A 15,255-nucleotide genomic window follows, 5' to 3' on the forward strand; every position below is an offset into this window, starting at 1 on the left:
TTGTCTACCGCTACTTCTCGACCATCGCCACGAAGTCGCGCTCCTGCCCCTCGGCCACCACGTTGTACCAGTATCCGACGCCGAACAACAACGGGAACGGCAGCAGTCCGAGTACGAGCCATGGCAGACGCACGCCGACGAAGTTGATCTGCGACAGCTGCGGGAGGAAGAAGAACAGGGCAGGCAGGGCCAGGAAGAAGCCGATCGTGCCAAGCCAGAACCTCACCGCGGTGCGTAACTGCGCGCGGATCAGCTGGCGGATCAGCTCCTCGCCGTAACTGGTCTGTTCCTCCAGCTCGATGACCGTGCGCAGCCGGGTGACCGGCGCCCGCGAGTCGGCGAGCACCACTCGCTTGCGGCGCGGTTTCGTCGGCGGGTCCTGGTAGGACCTGCCGCGCGCACCCTGTTCGTCCCGCCCTGGCGGCCCTGCCGAATGCCTGCTCACGAGCGCCCGCTCACAAGCCGCCGCGCCGGACGATCCGGTCCTTCAGCTCACGCGTGTGCCTGCGGCTGACCGGCAGCTTGCGCTCGTCGTCGCCGATGACCACGTGGTAGCCGTTGCCGCCAAGCTGCAGCTCGGTGATCAGGTTGATCGGCACCAGGTACGAGCGGTGGATGCGGACGAAACCCGCCTTCTCCCAACGCTCCTCCAGCTGCGCGAGCGGGATCCGCACCAGGTGCGAGCCCTCGGTGGTGAACAGGCGCGCGTAGTCGCCCTGCGCCTCCACCCAGCGCACCGACGAGCGCGGGATCAGCTTCGTGTTGCCTGCCAGCTCGACCGGGATGACCTCGTCGTCCGCCGGCTCCGACGCGACCTGCGGCGCCTCGCCGACCAGCCCGTCACCACGCAGCTTGGAGATCACCCGCTGCACCGCGCGGTCCATCCGGCCCTGGTCGCACGGCTTCGGGATGAAGTCGACCGCGCCGAGGTCGAACGCCTCGACCGCGTCGTTGCCCTCGCCGTGCCCGGTGATGAACACCAGCACCGGCGACGGTTTGAAGCCCGCCAGTACCTTCGCCATCTCCATGCCGGTCAGTCCCGGCATCTTCAGGTCGGAGAAGACCGCGTCCACGATCGGCTTGCCCGCGTAGCGGCGCGCGGTCAGCTCCGGATCGTCGCCGCCCAGCTGGCGCAGCGCCTCGGTCGCGTCGAACGCCGGGATGACCCGGCGCACGTAGCGGTTCGCCTCGAGCCGTTCGACCATCAGGTCCATGCCGTCTTTCTCGTCGTCCACGGCTAGGACGACGAGACCCGGGGTGTTCGGTGAAGTACTCACGGTGACCCGCATCTTGCCGATGGGAAGTGGAATCTGTCCATGGGGTTGCCCCTCGTGGGTGACACGGTCAGAGTCCGTAACGGGACCAGATTGCCCGATGCTCGACGGCCGCGAGCAGGGACTGTGCCGCTCCACCCACGCCGAGCCGAGCCAGCAGCGGGCGCTTCGGCTCGGCCACGACGAGCTCCGCCTCCGGGAAACGCGAGGTCAGCACGGCGCGGAGGTTGCCGACCCCGTCGACGAGGCCCAGCTCCTTCGCCTTCGCGCCGGTCCACACCTCACCGGTGAACAGGTCGTTGTCGTCGTTCAGCCGGTCGCGGCGGCGCTCCTTCACCCACGACACGAACTGGTCGTGCAGCTGGGACTGCAGCCCCTTCAGCCACTCGACGTCCTCGTCGTTCTCCGGCCGGAACGGGTCGAGGCGCACCTTGTGCGCACCCGCGGTGTACACGCGGCGCTCGACACCGACCCGCTCGAGCAGCCCGTTGAGACCGAACCCCGCGGTGACCACCCCGATCGAGCCGACGAGCGACGACGAATGCGCGTAGATCTCGTCGGCGGCGCACGCGAGCCAGTAGCCGCCGGACGCCGCGACGTCCTCGCAGAACGCGATGACGGGGACCTTCTTGCGGTCGGCCAGCTCCCGGATCCGCTCGCTCACCAGTGCGGACTGCGTCGGGGCGCCACCAGGCGAGTTGATCGCCAGTGCGACCGCGGACAGCCGCTCGTGGTCGAAGGCCTTGATGAGGGCCGGTTCCACGGTGTTGATGTTGATCGTGCCCCGGCTCAACGGCGACGGGGTCGGGGTGATGACGCCGTGCAGCTTGACCACGGCGACGACGGGTTTGGCGGAGCCCCGGTTCATGGGGAGCCGGGCCGTCAGCTTTTCCGTGACACTCATGGAACCACCCTACGTATCCCGCGCGTGTTCGCTCGCTCATGTTCCGTATGGGGAGGCAAGTGCGCTGGCGGGCGTGGCTTGGCATGGGGGACGAGTCGCACCTGTCGCAGATCGATGTCGCCGAGTTCGCGACGTGCGAGGCGGCACAGGCCTGGGTGGAGCGGCGGCTGTCGGCGGTGTGGGCGCGGCCGGGGCTCGCCGTGTTCGGGTCGGTCGACCGGGGCGCCTACCAGGACGCGACGCCGGGGGCGGCGTCCCACTGGAAGGTCGACCCGCACTGGGCGGGCATGGACGCGGACGTCGTCGACGGCCACGTCCACTGGCACCACCCGGGCCACCACACCACACCCCCCGCGAGTTGAACCCGTACGACCCGCGTGTCCAACCGGGATGAACCCTGAGTTCGACAAACGCGCCACCGCCGCCGACGTGATTGTCGCACTCGCGGGTCGTGCCGGTTCAACTCGCGGGTCGTGCGAGTCGAACTCGCGGGTCGTGCGGGTTGGACTCGCGGGTCAGGTGGTGGGCTGGGTTGTCTTCGTGTCGGTTTCCTCGCCGAACTTCGGGAGGTCCGGGCGGACGCCGGGGAAGAACTTCGGCACGCGCAGGATCACCTTCATGCCCGCGCCCGGCGCGGTCTCCGCCATCAGCGCGTACTCGTCGCCGAACACCTGACGCATGCGCTGGTTGATGTTGCCGATGCCGACGTGGGAACCCGTCTTGTGCGCGTCGCGCAGGTCGGCGAAGAGGCGGTCGGCGTCCATCCCCACACCGTCGTCCTCCACGCTGATCAGCGCCTCGTTGCCGTTGTCCTGCGCCACGACCGTCACCGTCCCACCACCCGGCTTGGAGGCCAGGCCGTGCTGCACCGCGTTCTCCACCAGCGGCTGGAGCACCAGGAACGGCACCACCACCGACAGCACCTCCGGCGCGATCTTGATGCGCACGTTGAGGCGGTCGGCGTAGCGCTGGCTCTGGATGGTCAGGTAGCGGTCGATGTTGCGGAGTTCGTCCGCGAGCGTCGTGAACTGGCCGGTCGTCCGGAACGAGTACCGCGTGAAGTCGGCGAACTCCTGCAGCAGGTCACGCGCCCGTTCCGGGTCGGTGCGGATCAGCGACGAAATCGAGTTCAACGCGTTGTAGAGAAAGTGCGGCGAGATCTGGGCGCGCAGCATCCGCACCTCGGCCTTCGCGAGCTGCTGCTTCGACTCGTCCAGCTTCGCCAGCTCCAGCTGGATGCAGACGAACTGCGCCACCTCGTCGGCGGCCCTGATCAGCCGCTTCGAGTTGACCCCGCCGACCACGATCAGGGCGCCCTCGACCTGGCCGTCCGGGATCAGCGGCACGATCACCGCCGTGCGCATCGGGCAGCGGCTTCTGTGGGCGCAGTCCAGGTTCGTGTGGTGGATGTGCGCGCGCTGGCCGTTGCGGACGGCGATGTCGATCGCGCCGGTCAGGTCGGCGTAGTGCTCGTTGGCATGGCCGTCCCACGACAGCAGGTGCCCGTTCGCGTCCGTGATCCCGATGGCAACGCACCTGAGCATCTCCACCAGGTGCTTCGCGCACTGGTCGGCGGCCTCCTCGGTGAGCCCGCTGCGCATGGCCGGGGCCGTCTTCGACAACCGCTGCACGGCGTCCAGCACGGCGTCGTCGACCGAGTTGTCCGACTTACGCGACCGGAACCAGAGGAACAGGGCAGCGACCAGCACTATCGCGACACCGCAGCCGATGATGGTCTGCTGGTTCCACAGGTCGGTCACCGGTCAATGCTCCGGCCGCGGCACCTTCCGTGGCAAGGGAGGGTCATTTGAGCAACCTCGACATCCGGCGGTCGGCGAGCGGCTTTCCACCGGTCTGGCAGGTCGCGCAGTACTGGAACGCCTTGTCCGCGAAGGACACCTCGCGCACCGTGTCACCGCACACCGGGCACGGCATGCCCGCGCGGTTGTGCACCCGAAGTCCGGATCGCTTCTCGCCCTTCAGCGTCGCAGCGTGCTGACCGACGGACCTGCTCACAGCGCTGGTGAGGATCTCGCGCATCGCCTCGTACAGCCGGTCGGTCTGCTCGTCGTCCAGCTTGCCCGCGGTCGCGAACGGCGACAGCCGCGCCATGTGCAGGATCTCGTCGGAGTAGGCGTTGCCGACACCGGCGATGATCTTCTGCGTGGTCAGCGCGTTCTTCAGGCGTTCCGTCCTGCCGGCCAGCACTGTGACGAACTCGTCACGGGTCACCGCCAGCGCGTCCGGGCCGAGTGCCGCGATGCCCGGCACGTCGTCCGGATCGGCCACGATCCACACCGCGAGGCCCTTCTTCGTGCCCGCCTCGGTGAGGTCGAAGCCGGGGCCCTGACCGGGCGGCCCGAGGTGCACGCGGAACGCGAGCGGGCCCTTGCCCGGTTTCGGCGGCGCGGCCGACAGGTTGCCTGCCCAGCGCAGCCAGCCCGCGCGGGCCAGGTGGATGATCAGGTGCAGGTCCCCGACCTCGATGTCGAGGAACTTGCCGTGCCTGCCCGCACCCGTCACCTCCTTGCCGTGCAGCTCGGTCCACGGCGGGCTCACGGTCTTCAGCACGGACAGCGAGGCGACGTCGACCCGCGCCACGGCGCGGCCGACACCGTGCTCGCGGATGTGCTGTGCGAGCGCCTCGACCTCGGGGAGTTCTGGCACGGCCTCAGTCTTGCCCGATTCCGGCGGTTACGCCACGGGTTGCAGCGGACCTTCGAGACCCGGCTGCGAGTCGAGTTGGATGTCCTTGGTGATGCGGTTGACCTGCTGACGCACGGTGAACAGGCCGCGGACGGTACCGACCCAGCGTTCCTCAGGCTCGCCATCGCCCATGTTCCCGGTCTCGGCGACCACGGTCCACGGCCTGCGCAGCGCCCAGCGGGCCGGGAAGAACAGGATCGCGAGCACGATGAGAAGGCCGAGCCACAGCATATTGCTGCTCCACGGCGCGACGACATCGTCGGGAATCGCCACCACCAGGACCACGGCCAGCACGACCACCAACGCGAGCAGCACGAACGCGGACAGATTGCCAACGCTCACGTCGTGCTCGAAGTCGTCATCGGTGGCAGGCTGGCGCCACTCCATCTCGCTGCGAATGACCCACTTTCGCCCGTCAGCTCCGTCCACAATGCGCGTCATTCGATCGCCTCCCGGCGCCCGGCAACATCAACTTCAATGATGGCGCATGCCCGGGGGCGTTGTCAGGACCCGGTCAGGTGGTTGGTGCGCTCTTCGCCGTTACCCCGGGTTCCCGGGGCTGCGTGTAGGACGTCGTCGACCTGGTGGTACGCGTCTGATTCAGTGAGTTCACCTCGGTGACCGTGGTCGTCTCCTGGACGAGCGTGTAGTCCCCGTACTCCTGGCTGTAGGTCTCGACCGTGGTCTCGCGGTACACGATCGGCACGCTCTCGTCGAACGTCGCGGCCTCGCTCGACATGGGCACGTCGGTGCGGCCACCGCCCTCCGTCGTCCTGACGGAACCCACCGGCGGCGTGCCTGCCCGCGCCCCCGACGTCGGCGTCACGGGCGTGCTGGTCTCCTGCGCGCCCGCGTCCCGATCGGATGGCTCGTCGTCCTTCTCCGGCGGAGAGATCGAGTCCTCGAGGCTGCCGCGCCGCACGTCGATCGTGGTCGGCGGCCGGACCGGATGGGCGTCGGCGTGCGTCCCGATGGCCCGCTTGCCGGCCAGCTCCATCGGCTTCGAGTCGTCCCCGCCGCCCCACGGCGCGAACGCGATCCCCAGCACGCCGACCGCGGCCGCCGACGTCGCGGCGAGTCCGACCTGGATCTTCGTGCTCGCGAACAGGCCCTTGAGGGCGGCGCCCAGCTGCCACAGCGCGGCCCCGGCCACCGGCACGGTCGCGAGCGCGGTGTGCGGGCGCAGCCCGACGAAGATGTCCCGCAGTTCGGCGTACATCGCGGTGCAGGACGTGCAGGTGGAGAGGTGGGAGCGGATGCGGCGGCGCTCGATGCCCGACGTGGTGCCCGCGGTGTAGGCACCGAGCTTCTCCAGCACCGACCGGCAGCCGACGGCACTGCGCTCGGAAGCCAGGTGCGCCTGCAGATAGGCGGCACGCAGCCCCTGCCTCGCGCGGCGTGCGAGGGCCGCCGTCGCGTTGGGGCTGAGACCGAAGTTCGTGGCCACGGCCGCCGGGCGCTCGCCCTCGACCTCCATCTTCCAGAGCACCTTGCGCCAGCGTTCCGGCAGCGAGGTGAAGGCGCGGCGGATCAGGTTGCGTTCCGTGAACTGGCCTGCCGTGTCCGGGTTCGACGGCGCGCGGTGGGTCAGCTCCTCGTCGCTGACCGGCACGTCCTTGCGCCGCAGGCTCCACTCCCACGCCACGCGCCGCACGACGATCAGCAGGTAGCCACGCACGTTGTCGACGGGCCCCGCGCCGCGCCGGATGGCCTGCAGCACGCGGAAGAACGCCTCCGCGGTCAGGTCGTCCGCCTCGGCCCGGTCGTTCACGAGCCCGAGCGCCAGCCGGAAGACGGCGGCGGAATGCCGGGAGAACAGCTCGCCGAAGGCGGCGTCCTCGCCCCCGCGGAGCCGCTCGAGCAGCGTCCGGTCCCCACCCTCGGGTGCTTCCACAGCCTCGCTGGTCACGACACCTCCATCCCGACCACCATGGGATTTGCCAAACATGCCACACACCGTTTCGAGTGGACGGCAAACGTTAAGAACGTGAAGGCGATACCTACGAAGGTATTAAGTCCTACGGCGTAGGAGACTGCGCCATTCAGCCTCTCCGCCAAAGCCACTAGGCCATCCGCTATGCTTCTCAGCATTGCGGACGTAGCGCAGCTGGTAGCGCATCACCTTGCCAAGGTGAGGGTCGCGGGTTCGAGTCCCGTCGTCCGCTCGACGATCTCTGGCCGACCCTGCTCGCTTGCTGCGCAAGCTCGCCAGGTCGGTCGTCATTGTCTTGCGGGAGCGACCCCCGCAGACCCCACGGTGCCGTTGGCGCCGACCCAGCGTGCTTTCTGTTGCGCGGAGGGCCGAGGCCGGTTGCTCGCAGGTCCAGCGTGTCCGCCATGGCCCCATTTTACGGACATCGTGATACCAACTTGTGCATGAGCTGGCAGGAACGGCTTCGGGAGCTCGGCGAGCGGCTGACGGCCCGGGAGATCACGACGAACGAGTACCGGACCATGAGCGAGGAGATCCTCGCGGAGGCGGACGCCGAGGCGGACACGCCGCCGTCCGAGAAGTCGAAGGTGCACATCCCCGTCTCCGCCGCGTGGGAGGCGCCGTCCGGTGAGATGACGCAGATCGTCGGGACGCAGGACAAGACGACTGTGGTCAACGCCTCGATCGCCGAGAAGCTTGAAGAAGATGACAGTTCCGCGACATGAGACCGGCTAGCGTGCACCCGTGACCACCGAGCTGCCACCCGTCCACGAGGCGTGGCTGCCCAGGGAGCACTCCCTGCACCGCCCGAGACACGGGAAGCGGCAGCTCACCGCGCTGATCAGCGCACTGGTCTTCTTCGCGACCCCCACCCTGATGTGGGTGGTCGGCATGCGGCCGAGCGAGATCGAGAACCACGAGCTCGCGAGCTTCCCCGGCTTCGGCGAAGGCTGGGGGCTGTTCACCGGGATGGAGCCGTGGGCGACCGACAACCTCGTGTTCCGCGAGGAGGCCCTCAGCGCCGCCGACTGGGCCAGCCGCACGTTCTTCGGTGAGCCCCCGCCGTTCGACCAGGGTGGCAGCACGCCAACCGGGCCGCTGCCCGGCACGCCCACTGAGCAGAACGAGAATCCGGACACCGACCGGGACACGCCCATCGAGGGCCCGTCGGAGGGGGCGGAGCAGGCCGGGTTCCGGGACGTCGTCGAGGGCACGGACGACTGGCTCTACTACGGCTCCGACGCGCTGTCCAAGTGCCATCCGACGAAGCCGCTGGCACAGACCATCGCCCAGCTCGCCAAGCTGCGGGACGTGGTCGAGCGGTCCGGGCGCACGTTCGTGCTGGTCCTCGTGCCGGACAAGACCACGATGGTGCCCGAGCACCTGCCGGACACCTACCCTGGCAAGGACTGCGCCGCCCCGGTCACGCCGGAGCTGTGGCAGCAGTCCATCGGGGTCGCGGGCGGCATGGACATGCGGCCCCGCCTCGCCGCCGCGGCGGAACGCAACGACAAGCCCATGTACTACCCGCTGGACACGCACTGGACGAGCGAGGGTGCGCTGGAGATGGTCAAGGCCGTCGCCCAGGAGGTCAAGCCGGGGGTCGCCGAGACGTGGCGCATCCAGAAGAAGGAAGTGGAGCTGGTGACCGCCGACCTGCCGAGGCTCGTGGGCAGGAAGGGCGACAACGAGATCATCAACTACCGGCTCAAGCCCGACGGACGCTACGACCGGGCCCGCAACGCCACCATCGACCTGATCGAGCCGAAGCGCTACGACTCGGATGAGCTGCGGGGCATGGTGTACGCGCCGACCGCCGTGTTCGGGGACTCGTTCCTGGTGAACGCGTCCAGCTATCTGCCTGCCGCGTTCGCGGACCTGACGATGCAGTACTACCGGTCGGCGCTCAACCGGCCGGACGAGGTGATCGACACCTTCACCGACGCCGAGATCGTCGTGTTCGAAGTCGTCGAACGGAACATCGCGGCGGGCGCGATCGACCTTTTGGACCAGCGATTCCTGGATCGGCTGGATGACGAGTTGCAGAAACATCCGGTTGGTTAGGGTTCAACAGTGACTGACAGAGCCGCGCCCCAGACGCGGGCCGGGCAAGACCGGGACGCCGGGCAGGTACAGACCGCCCCGGACGAGCAGGACGCCAGGCCGGAGCCCGCTCCGGATCGCGTGCCCGTGCGCAGGCCGTGGCTCTACCACCGCAGGCTCGCGTTCGGCATCGAACTGCTCGCCCTGCTGCCCGCGATCGTGATGGTGTTCGAGGTCGCCGGGTCGCCCCGGCTGCAGCAGTACGACTACTGGTCGGTGCTGCTGCGGATCACGAACCCGGACGGCACCTTCCGGCTCGGCGGCATCTGGACCCTGAACAACGAGCACCCGCTGATGGTGCCGTCGTTCTTCTACTGGGTGGACGCGCGGTTCTTCGGCGGCGACAACCGGGTGCTGGGCTACCTCACGGTGGTGATCGCCGTGATCACGGTCGTGCTGCTGCGCCACACGCTGCCGCGCATCCTGCCCGACGTGCTGCGCGCGGGCCTCGTGGTGGCCGCGTCCGCGCTCGTGTTCAGCCTGCACGGCTTCCACAACTTCGCGCTCGGCATGAGCGGCACCGCGTGGCTCCTCGCGAACCTGCTGGTGATCGCGTCGCTGATCTTCGCGCTGAAGCGGCAGTGGTTCCCGGCGTGGCTGGTCGGCCTGGTGGCGTGCATGAGCTACGGCACCGGGTTCGCGGTGTGGCCCGTGTTGTTCCTGATCGCGGTCCTGCACGGGGAACCCCTGTGGCGCCGGCTCACGACGATCGGGCTCGGTGTCGTGGTCATCGCCGAATGGGTTCACCTGCAGTCGGGCCTCGAGTCGAGCCCGAGCGCCGAGAGCGACGGCATCGGCACCCTGCTGCACGCGTTCCTTTCCCTGATCGGGCACCTCTGGACCGGCGCGTCCTCCGGTCTCGCGGTCATCGCGGGCGGGGCCATCCTGTTCGGGCTCATCGCGCTGCTCACCGTGCCCGTCGCGCGCAGCAGGCTGCTGTGGTTCTGGTGGGCGCTCGCCCTGTACGGGGTGCTGGCGTGCGGGATGATCGCCGCCGCGCGGACCGACTTCGGCAACGATGTCGGGCTGGCCAGCCGGTACACGTCGCTGTCGGTGCTCACCTCGCTGCCGCTGCTCGTGATCGGGACGACCGTCGCGTTACTCCGGTGGCCGAAGAGCGCGGCGCGGTTCACGATCGCGGCCGTCGTGATCGGGCTCGTCGGGTTCACGCTCGGCGCGCCGACGAAGACGGCGGTCAGTACCTACCTTGACGACGCGCCGCTGGAGGCCGTCGCGTTGCGCGCCCAGCTGGACAACCGCCTCTGGGAGGGCCTTCCCAAGACCAAGAGGATCGCGTCCCGGCTCGAGGCACTCCACCACTACCCGTACACCGACGACTTCACGATCGGCTGCGGCGGACCCGAGCTCGGCGACCGCCTCGCCGTCGACGAGATGCGGCCCATGCCGGAGATCGAGGAGGACCAGCGGCGGCCCGCTGGCGAGGTCGACGAGTTCGAGACCCTCGGGGACACGATCCTGATGCGCGGGTGGGCCACCGGCGGACGCAGCGATGTCGTATGTGTCCTGGTCACCGACAGCGATGGCAAGGTGACTGGCGGCGGCCAGTACCATTTGACCAGGCCGGACGTGATGAAAAAGCTCGACTGGGCACCAGTCGACACAGGTTTCGCGGTGGCCGCACCGACCGATCCGGCCGGCCGGGTGGTCGTCGTCCTGGATGACGGCTGGCTGTTCTGGCTCCCCACTCCGACCATCGAGTAGGGGCCGTTCGACGGGTCGCGCGCCACCCGTATTCCGGCCTTTGACAGGCTGGTCGGCGTGGACCTGGCACGGAGGGGTGTGGCGTGACGAGCACGGTGACGGACAAGTCGGAGCCGGATTCGGCTTCGGAGGAGGAGCGCGCCGCGACACCGGCACCCGCCGGCACGTGGCGGCACCAGCTGGAACGGTTCACCACGCCCCGCTGGCTCGCGCGTCTCATCGAGTTCCTCGCGCTCGTCCCCGCCGCCGCGATGGCCATCGAGGTGTCGAAGTCGCCGCAGCTGCACTTCGTCGACTACTGGTACGCGCTGGTCCGGTTCGTGAGCCTGGACGGGGGGCTCAACGTCGGCGGCCTGTTCAAGGCCTCCAACGAGCACCTGATCGCGGTCCCGTCGCTGCTGTTCTACCTCGACGCGACGCTCTTCGGCGGCAACCAGCGGATCCTTGGCTACCTCGACATCCTGATCGCGCTCGCGACCGTGGTGCTGATCCGGTTCGCGATCCCGAAGTCGTTGCCGGTCGTGGTGCGCGCGTCGATCGTGCTCGCGTCGTCCGCACTGATCTTCAGCCTGCACGGGCTGCACAACTTCACCCACGCGATGAGCGGCGCCGCCTGGCTGACCGCGAACCTGATCTCGGTCGCCGCGCTGCTGTTCGCGGTCAGGGGCAAGTGGTGGCCAGCGTGGGGCATGGCGCTGCTCGGCAGCATCACCTACGGCACCGCGTTCGCCGCGTGGCCGTCCCTGGCGCTCGTCGCGATCATGCGCAAGGAACCCCTGTGGCGGCGGGTCCTGCCGCTCGCGCTTGGCGCGGTGATCGTCGGCGGCTGGATGTCGGTCAACCACAACGCGGCGGGGTCGGGCACCGAGAGCGACATCGGCACCGCGATCTACGGCCTCTTCGCGGTCATCGGCCACATCTGGGCCGCCAACAACACCGGCATGGCGGTGTTCGCCGGCGCGATCATCATCGCCGGGTACGCCGCGATGGCGACCGTGAAGGCGGCGCGCGAACCCGAGCTGCGGTTCTGGTGGGGACTCGGCTGCCACGGGTTCTTCGGCTCCGCGATGATCGCGATCTCACGCATCGACTTCGGCCTCGACTACAGCCAGCACAGCCGCTACACGTCGGTGTCCGTGCTGATCTCGCTGCCGCTGCTGGTCATCATCGGCACCGTCGTCAACGGTTTCGCGGCCCGGCACTGGCGCAAGCTCGCCGTCGCGTTCGTGGTCGCGGGCGTCACCGGGTTCGCGCTCGGGGTGCCGACCGCCGACACGGTGCGTGCCGAGGACGCCGACCACGAGATCAAGTCCGTGGCGCTGCGTGCCGGCTACCTCAACGCGTTCGGATGGGCGCTGCCGCCGGCCGGGCATCAGCTGGTGCCTCGGCTCGAGGCGCTCGGTCACTACCCGTTCAACGACGACTTCACGCTCGGGTGCGGCGGCCCCGAACTGGGTGACACGATCGATCTCACGGGCGTGAAGGAGATGGTCGCGCCCGCCGGAGGCCGTACTCCTGCCTCCCCCGCGGGCACCGTCGACAAGGTCGAGGAGAAGCCGGGGTCACAGCTGGTGTGGGGATGGGCGACGGGAGTGAAGGACCCGGTGCGCTGTACCGTGCTTGTCGACTCCTCCGGCGAGGTCGTGGGGGGCGGCGTCAGTGACCGGGTGCGTTCGGACATCGCCCAGCAGTATCTGGGCATCAACGCGGACACCGGGTTCGGCATGGTGGGACCGGACGAGGATGACCTCCGGGTCGTGGTGATCCTGGACAGCGGCGCGAAGCGCTGGATGCCTGCGGAAGTTCCGGACGACGAGGACCAGAAGTGAGTATTGAGACAGTGCCGACAACACGGCCAGAAGTGCAGGTCAGCGTCCTGATACCGGTCAAGGACGAAGAGGCGACGCTGGCGACGCTGGTCGGCCAGATCGACGAGGCGTTCTCCTCGGTCGAGGCCGGGTACGAGGTCATCTTCGTCGACGACGGCAGCACCGACACGAGCTGGGACGTGATGAACCAGCTCGCCGCCGCGAACCCGCGCGTGCGTGCCATCAGGCTGCGCCGCAACTTCGGCAAGGCCGCCGCGCTGGCCGCCGCCGTCGACGAGGCACGCGGCGAGCGCGTCGTCACGATGGACGCCGACCTGCAGGACGACCCGGCCGAGGTGCCGCGCCTGCTCGCCGAGCTGGACGACGGTGCCGACCTGGTGTCCGGGCACAAGGCGGACCGCAAGGACCCGCTGGGCAAGCGGATCCCGTCGAAGTTCTTCAACACGATGACCAACGTCATGACCGGTCTCAAGATCAACGACCACAACTGTGGCCTCAAGGCGGCGAAGACCGAGGTGTACCGGCGGGTGCCGCTGTACGGCGAGCTGCACCGCTACATCCCGGCGCTCGCGCACCAGTCCGGCTACCGGGTGCGGGAGCTGGCGGTCAACCACCGCCCGCGTGAGCACGGCAAGTCGAAGTACGGCTTCGAGCGGTACGTCCGAGGCGCCATCGACCTGCTGACGGTCATGACGATCACCAAGTACGGCCGCCGCCCCGCGCACCTGTTCGGCGGGCTGGGCCTGGCGTCCGGTTTCATCGGCTTCCTCGTCCTGGCCTATCTGACCATCGTGAAGCTGTTCGGTGGCCAGGCCATTGGCGACCGGCCGCTGCTGATGCTGGGCATCCTGCTCGTGATCCTCGGCGTGCAGCTGATCTCGATCGGGTTGATCGCCGAGATCGTGCTGCACCGGACCGCGAACCGGCGAGAAGCGACAGACCTCATCTCCCAGCGAACTCCCGTCGAGCCGACCGCCCGTGACGCGGAGGTCGTGGTTTCCGAGAAGGTGGAAGCATGAGTGGGTTGCGTGGCGCCTATGTGTCGGGTGTCAGGACCGTCCGCAAGGCCGCGGAGAAGACCGGCCTGCTGACCAAGCTGGAGAACAGCGCGTCGCCGAAGGCGCGGCACGTCCGCACCCTGTTCTCGATCTTCGACGCCGGTGACATGGTCCGGATGGACATGGCCTGGTGGAGCTACCCGGCGATGCAGCGGGTGGACGAGTTCCTGTCCGGCCGCCCGGACGCGCGGATCTTCGAGTACGGCGCCGGCGCGAGCACCCTGTGGCTCGCCAAGCGCGCCGCGCACGTCGACAGCGTCGAGCACGACACCGGGTGGGCGGAGTCGGTGCGCGGGATGCTGGCCGACTCCCCTGGCAACGTGAAGCTGCACGCCGTGCCGCCGACCTCGGCCACCGCCGACAGCGTCGTGCGCTCCGGTCGCGTCGGGCACACCGACCTCGACTTCGGCGACTACGTCTCGACGATCGACGAGGTCGGCGGGCCGTTCGACCTGATCGTGGTGGACGGCCGGGCCAGGGTCGACGCGTTCCGCCGCTCGCTCGACCACCTTGCCGACGGCGGCGTCGTCGTGTTCGACAACATCAAGCGCAAGCGGTACTGGGAGGTCATCTCGGTGATGCCAGGCCTGCGCATCGAGCTGCTCAAGGGGGGCACGCCGACGCTGCCCTATCCGACGACGACCGGGTTGATCTGGCGTGACTAGCGAGGCCGCCACCCCGAAACCGAGCCGACGGGCGGACGTGCTGGCCCTGGTCTTCGTGGTGGTCGCCGTCGGGGTCGCCGTCTGGGCGTTGCGCGACGACTTCCCGTCGATGCTCGACGCGCTCGGCGAGATCGCGTGGTGGCGGCCGGTCGTGGCGTTCGCCGCGATCGTGCTGGGCCTCATGGCGACCGCCGAGGTGTGGAAGCACTGCCTCGGCGCGCTGGGGTCGCCGGTGTCCTCCCGCGCCGCGCGGGAGATCTTCTTCCCCGCGCAGGTCGGAAAGTACCTGCCGGGCTCGGTGTGGCCGTTCCTCGCGCAGATGAAGTTCGCCCGCGAGCGTGGTGTGCCGGGTGGCATGGCGTTGCTCGCCGGGTCGGTGTTCCTGGTCATCCACACGGTGACGTCGGTGATCGTCGGCGCGTTGCTGCTGGTGAGCCAGCCGTCGCTGGTGGACAGGTTCGGCTGGGCCGGGCTGTGCATCCCGCTGGCGCTGGTCGGGCTGCACCCCAAGGTGATCAACTTCCTGGCGCGCAAGCTCGCGAAGCGGTCCGGGTCCGAACCTCCCGTGCTGCGGTGGTCCGGGCTCCTGAAGCCGCTGCTGTGGATGCTGCCGGCGTGGCTCGGCTACGGCGCGGCCGGTTACGTGCTCGCGGCCCCGTTCACGGACTCGGTGCTGCAACTGGCGCTCGTGTGCACCGGCGCGTTCGCGCTCGGCTGGCTGGTTGGCCTGCTCGTGTTCCTCGCACCCGCCGGTGTCGGCGCCCGTGAGGCGGTGCTGATCCTCGCGCTCACCCCGCTGCTGGGCGCACCCGCCGCGGCCACCGTCAGCCTGATGCTGCGGGTCGGCCACACCCTCGCGGACCTGGTCCTGGCGCTGCGGTACGGCCTGATCCGTGCCCGCCAGAACCAGGCGGCCAAGGCGGGACAAGCCGCGGGCGTGTGATCCCGCTGCCGCGGCGGATCGAACTCGTGCCGTTTTTCTGGACCATGTGCCAGTGCGGTACGTGACTCCTCACCTAATCTCGACACCTGCGGGTACGGCGGTCCCCGCTGACCTCCTG

The 15,255-nt window shown here is 69.0% G+C and carries 15 protein-coding genes and 1 tRNA gene; 9 read left to right on the top strand and 7 right to left on the bottom strand.

All coding sequences use genetic code 11. The features are described from left to right. Positions 1-10: 10 nt before the first annotated feature. The 3 genes from WBA97_RS32300 to WBA97_RS32310 are packed head-to-tail and all read right to left on the bottom strand — an operon-like array spanning position 11 to position 2,178. A complete protein-coding gene (locus tag WBA97_RS32300; RefSeq protein ID WP_424234758.1) occupies positions 11-445 on the bottom strand; it encodes a hypothetical protein in 435 nt (144 codons plus the stop codon). Positions 446-455: 10 nt separating this feature from the next. Then, positions 456-1,289, bottom strand: coding sequence for a LytR/AlgR family response regulator transcription factor (locus tag WBA97_RS32305; RefSeq protein WP_424234759.1), 834 nt, complete (start codon positions 1,287-1,289; stop codon positions 456-458). 55 nt (positions 1,290-1,344) lie between these two features. Next, on the bottom strand, positions 1,345-2,178 hold the full coding sequence (locus WBA97_RS32310; RefSeq protein ID WP_424234760.1) for a S49 family peptidase: 834 nt from the start codon (positions 2,176-2,178) through the stop codon (positions 1,345-1,347). Positions 2,179-2,225: 47 nt separating this feature from the next. Between WBA97_RS32310 and WBA97_RS32315 the strand changes: the two genes are divergently transcribed. Beyond that, complete coding sequence (locus WBA97_RS32315) at positions 2,226-2,540, top strand: hypothetical protein (protein WP_424234761.1); 315 nt, start codon at positions 2,226-2,228, stop codon at positions 2,538-2,540. Between the two features lie 153 nt (positions 2,541-2,693). Here WBA97_RS32315 and WBA97_RS32320 read toward each other — a convergent pair whose 3' ends face one another. From WBA97_RS32320 to WBA97_RS32335, 4 genes are all read right to left on the bottom strand, one after another. Beyond that, positions 2,694-3,938: a histidine kinase gene (locus tag WBA97_RS32320; RefSeq protein WP_424234762.1), complete on the bottom strand. Its 1,245-nt coding sequence runs from the start codon at positions 3,936-3,938 to the stop codon at positions 2,694-2,696. A gap of 43 nt (positions 3,939-3,981) precedes the next feature. Next, the gene (locus WBA97_RS32325; protein WP_424234763.1) at positions 3,982-4,845 is read right to left on the bottom strand and encodes an Fpg/Nei family DNA glycosylase; all 864 of its coding nucleotides are present in this window, start codon (positions 4,843-4,845) and stop codon (positions 3,982-3,984) included. A gap of 27 nt (positions 4,846-4,872) precedes the next feature. After that, positions 4,873-5,325, bottom strand: coding sequence for a DUF983 domain-containing protein (locus WBA97_RS32330; RefSeq protein ID WP_424234764.1), 453 nt, complete (start codon positions 5,323-5,325; stop codon positions 4,873-4,875). A 73-nt stretch (positions 5,326-5,398) separates the two neighbouring features. Continuing rightward, the gene (locus WBA97_RS32335; protein ID WP_424234765.1) at positions 5,399-6,793 is read right to left on the bottom strand and encodes a sigma-70 family RNA polymerase sigma factor; all 1,395 of its coding nucleotides are present in this window, start codon (positions 6,791-6,793) and stop codon (positions 5,399-5,401) included. Between the two features lie 183 nt (positions 6,794-6,976). On the opposite strand from WBA97_RS32335, the gene WBA97_RS32340 reads away from it, so the two are divergent. The 8 genes from WBA97_RS32340 (at position 6,977) to WBA97_RS32375 (ending at position 15,137) form a co-directional block, all read left to right on the top strand. Then, positions 6,977-7,049: transfer RNA gene (locus WBA97_RS32340), tRNA-Gly, on the top strand. 211 nt (positions 7,050-7,260) lie between these two features. Then, positions 7,261-7,542, top strand: a complete 282-nt coding sequence (locus WBA97_RS32345) for a hypothetical protein (protein ID WP_424234766.1) — start codon at positions 7,261-7,263, stop codon at positions 7,540-7,542. 19 nt (positions 7,543-7,561) lie between these two features. Then, on the top strand, positions 7,562-8,881 hold the full coding sequence (locus WBA97_RS32350) for an alginate O-acetyltransferase AlgX-related protein (RefSeq protein ID WP_424234767.1): 1,320 nt from the start codon (positions 7,562-7,564) through the stop codon (positions 8,879-8,881). Positions 8,882-8,890: 9 nt separating this feature from the next. Further along, a complete protein-coding gene (locus WBA97_RS32355) occupies positions 8,891-10,642 on the top strand; it encodes a hypothetical protein (protein ID WP_424234768.1) in 1,752 nt (583 codons plus the stop codon). 83 nt (positions 10,643-10,725) lie between these two features. After that, positions 10,726-12,471, top strand: a complete 1,746-nt coding sequence (locus WBA97_RS32360) for a hypothetical protein (protein WP_424234769.1) — start codon at positions 10,726-10,728, stop codon at positions 12,469-12,471. Beyond that, the gene (locus WBA97_RS32365) at positions 12,468-13,490 is read left to right on the top strand and encodes a glycosyltransferase family 2 protein (protein WP_424234770.1); all 1,023 of its coding nucleotides are present in this window, start codon (positions 12,468-12,470) and stop codon (positions 13,488-13,490) included. Before WBA97_RS32360 ends, WBA97_RS32365 begins: the two co-directional genes overlap by 4 nt. Further along, positions 13,487-14,194 (top strand): class I SAM-dependent methyltransferase, encoded by a 708-nt coding sequence (locus WBA97_RS32370; RefSeq protein WP_424234771.1) that lies wholly within the window; start codon positions 13,487-13,489, stop codon positions 14,192-14,194. The genes WBA97_RS32365 and WBA97_RS32370 overlap by 4 nt, the downstream gene beginning before the upstream one ends. Next, entirely contained in the window at positions 14,187-15,137 is a 951-nt protein-coding gene (locus tag WBA97_RS32375; protein WP_424234772.1) for a lysylphosphatidylglycerol synthase domain-containing protein, read from the top strand. Before WBA97_RS32370 ends, WBA97_RS32375 begins: the two co-directional genes overlap by 8 nt. The last annotated feature ends 118 nt before the right edge of the window (positions 15,138-15,255 follow it).

It is taken from the genome of Actinophytocola sp., from assembly GCF_049647105.1.
In the GTDB taxonomy this organism is placed as follows: domain Bacteria; phylum Actinomycetota; class Actinomycetes; order Mycobacteriales; family Pseudonocardiaceae; genus Actinophytocola.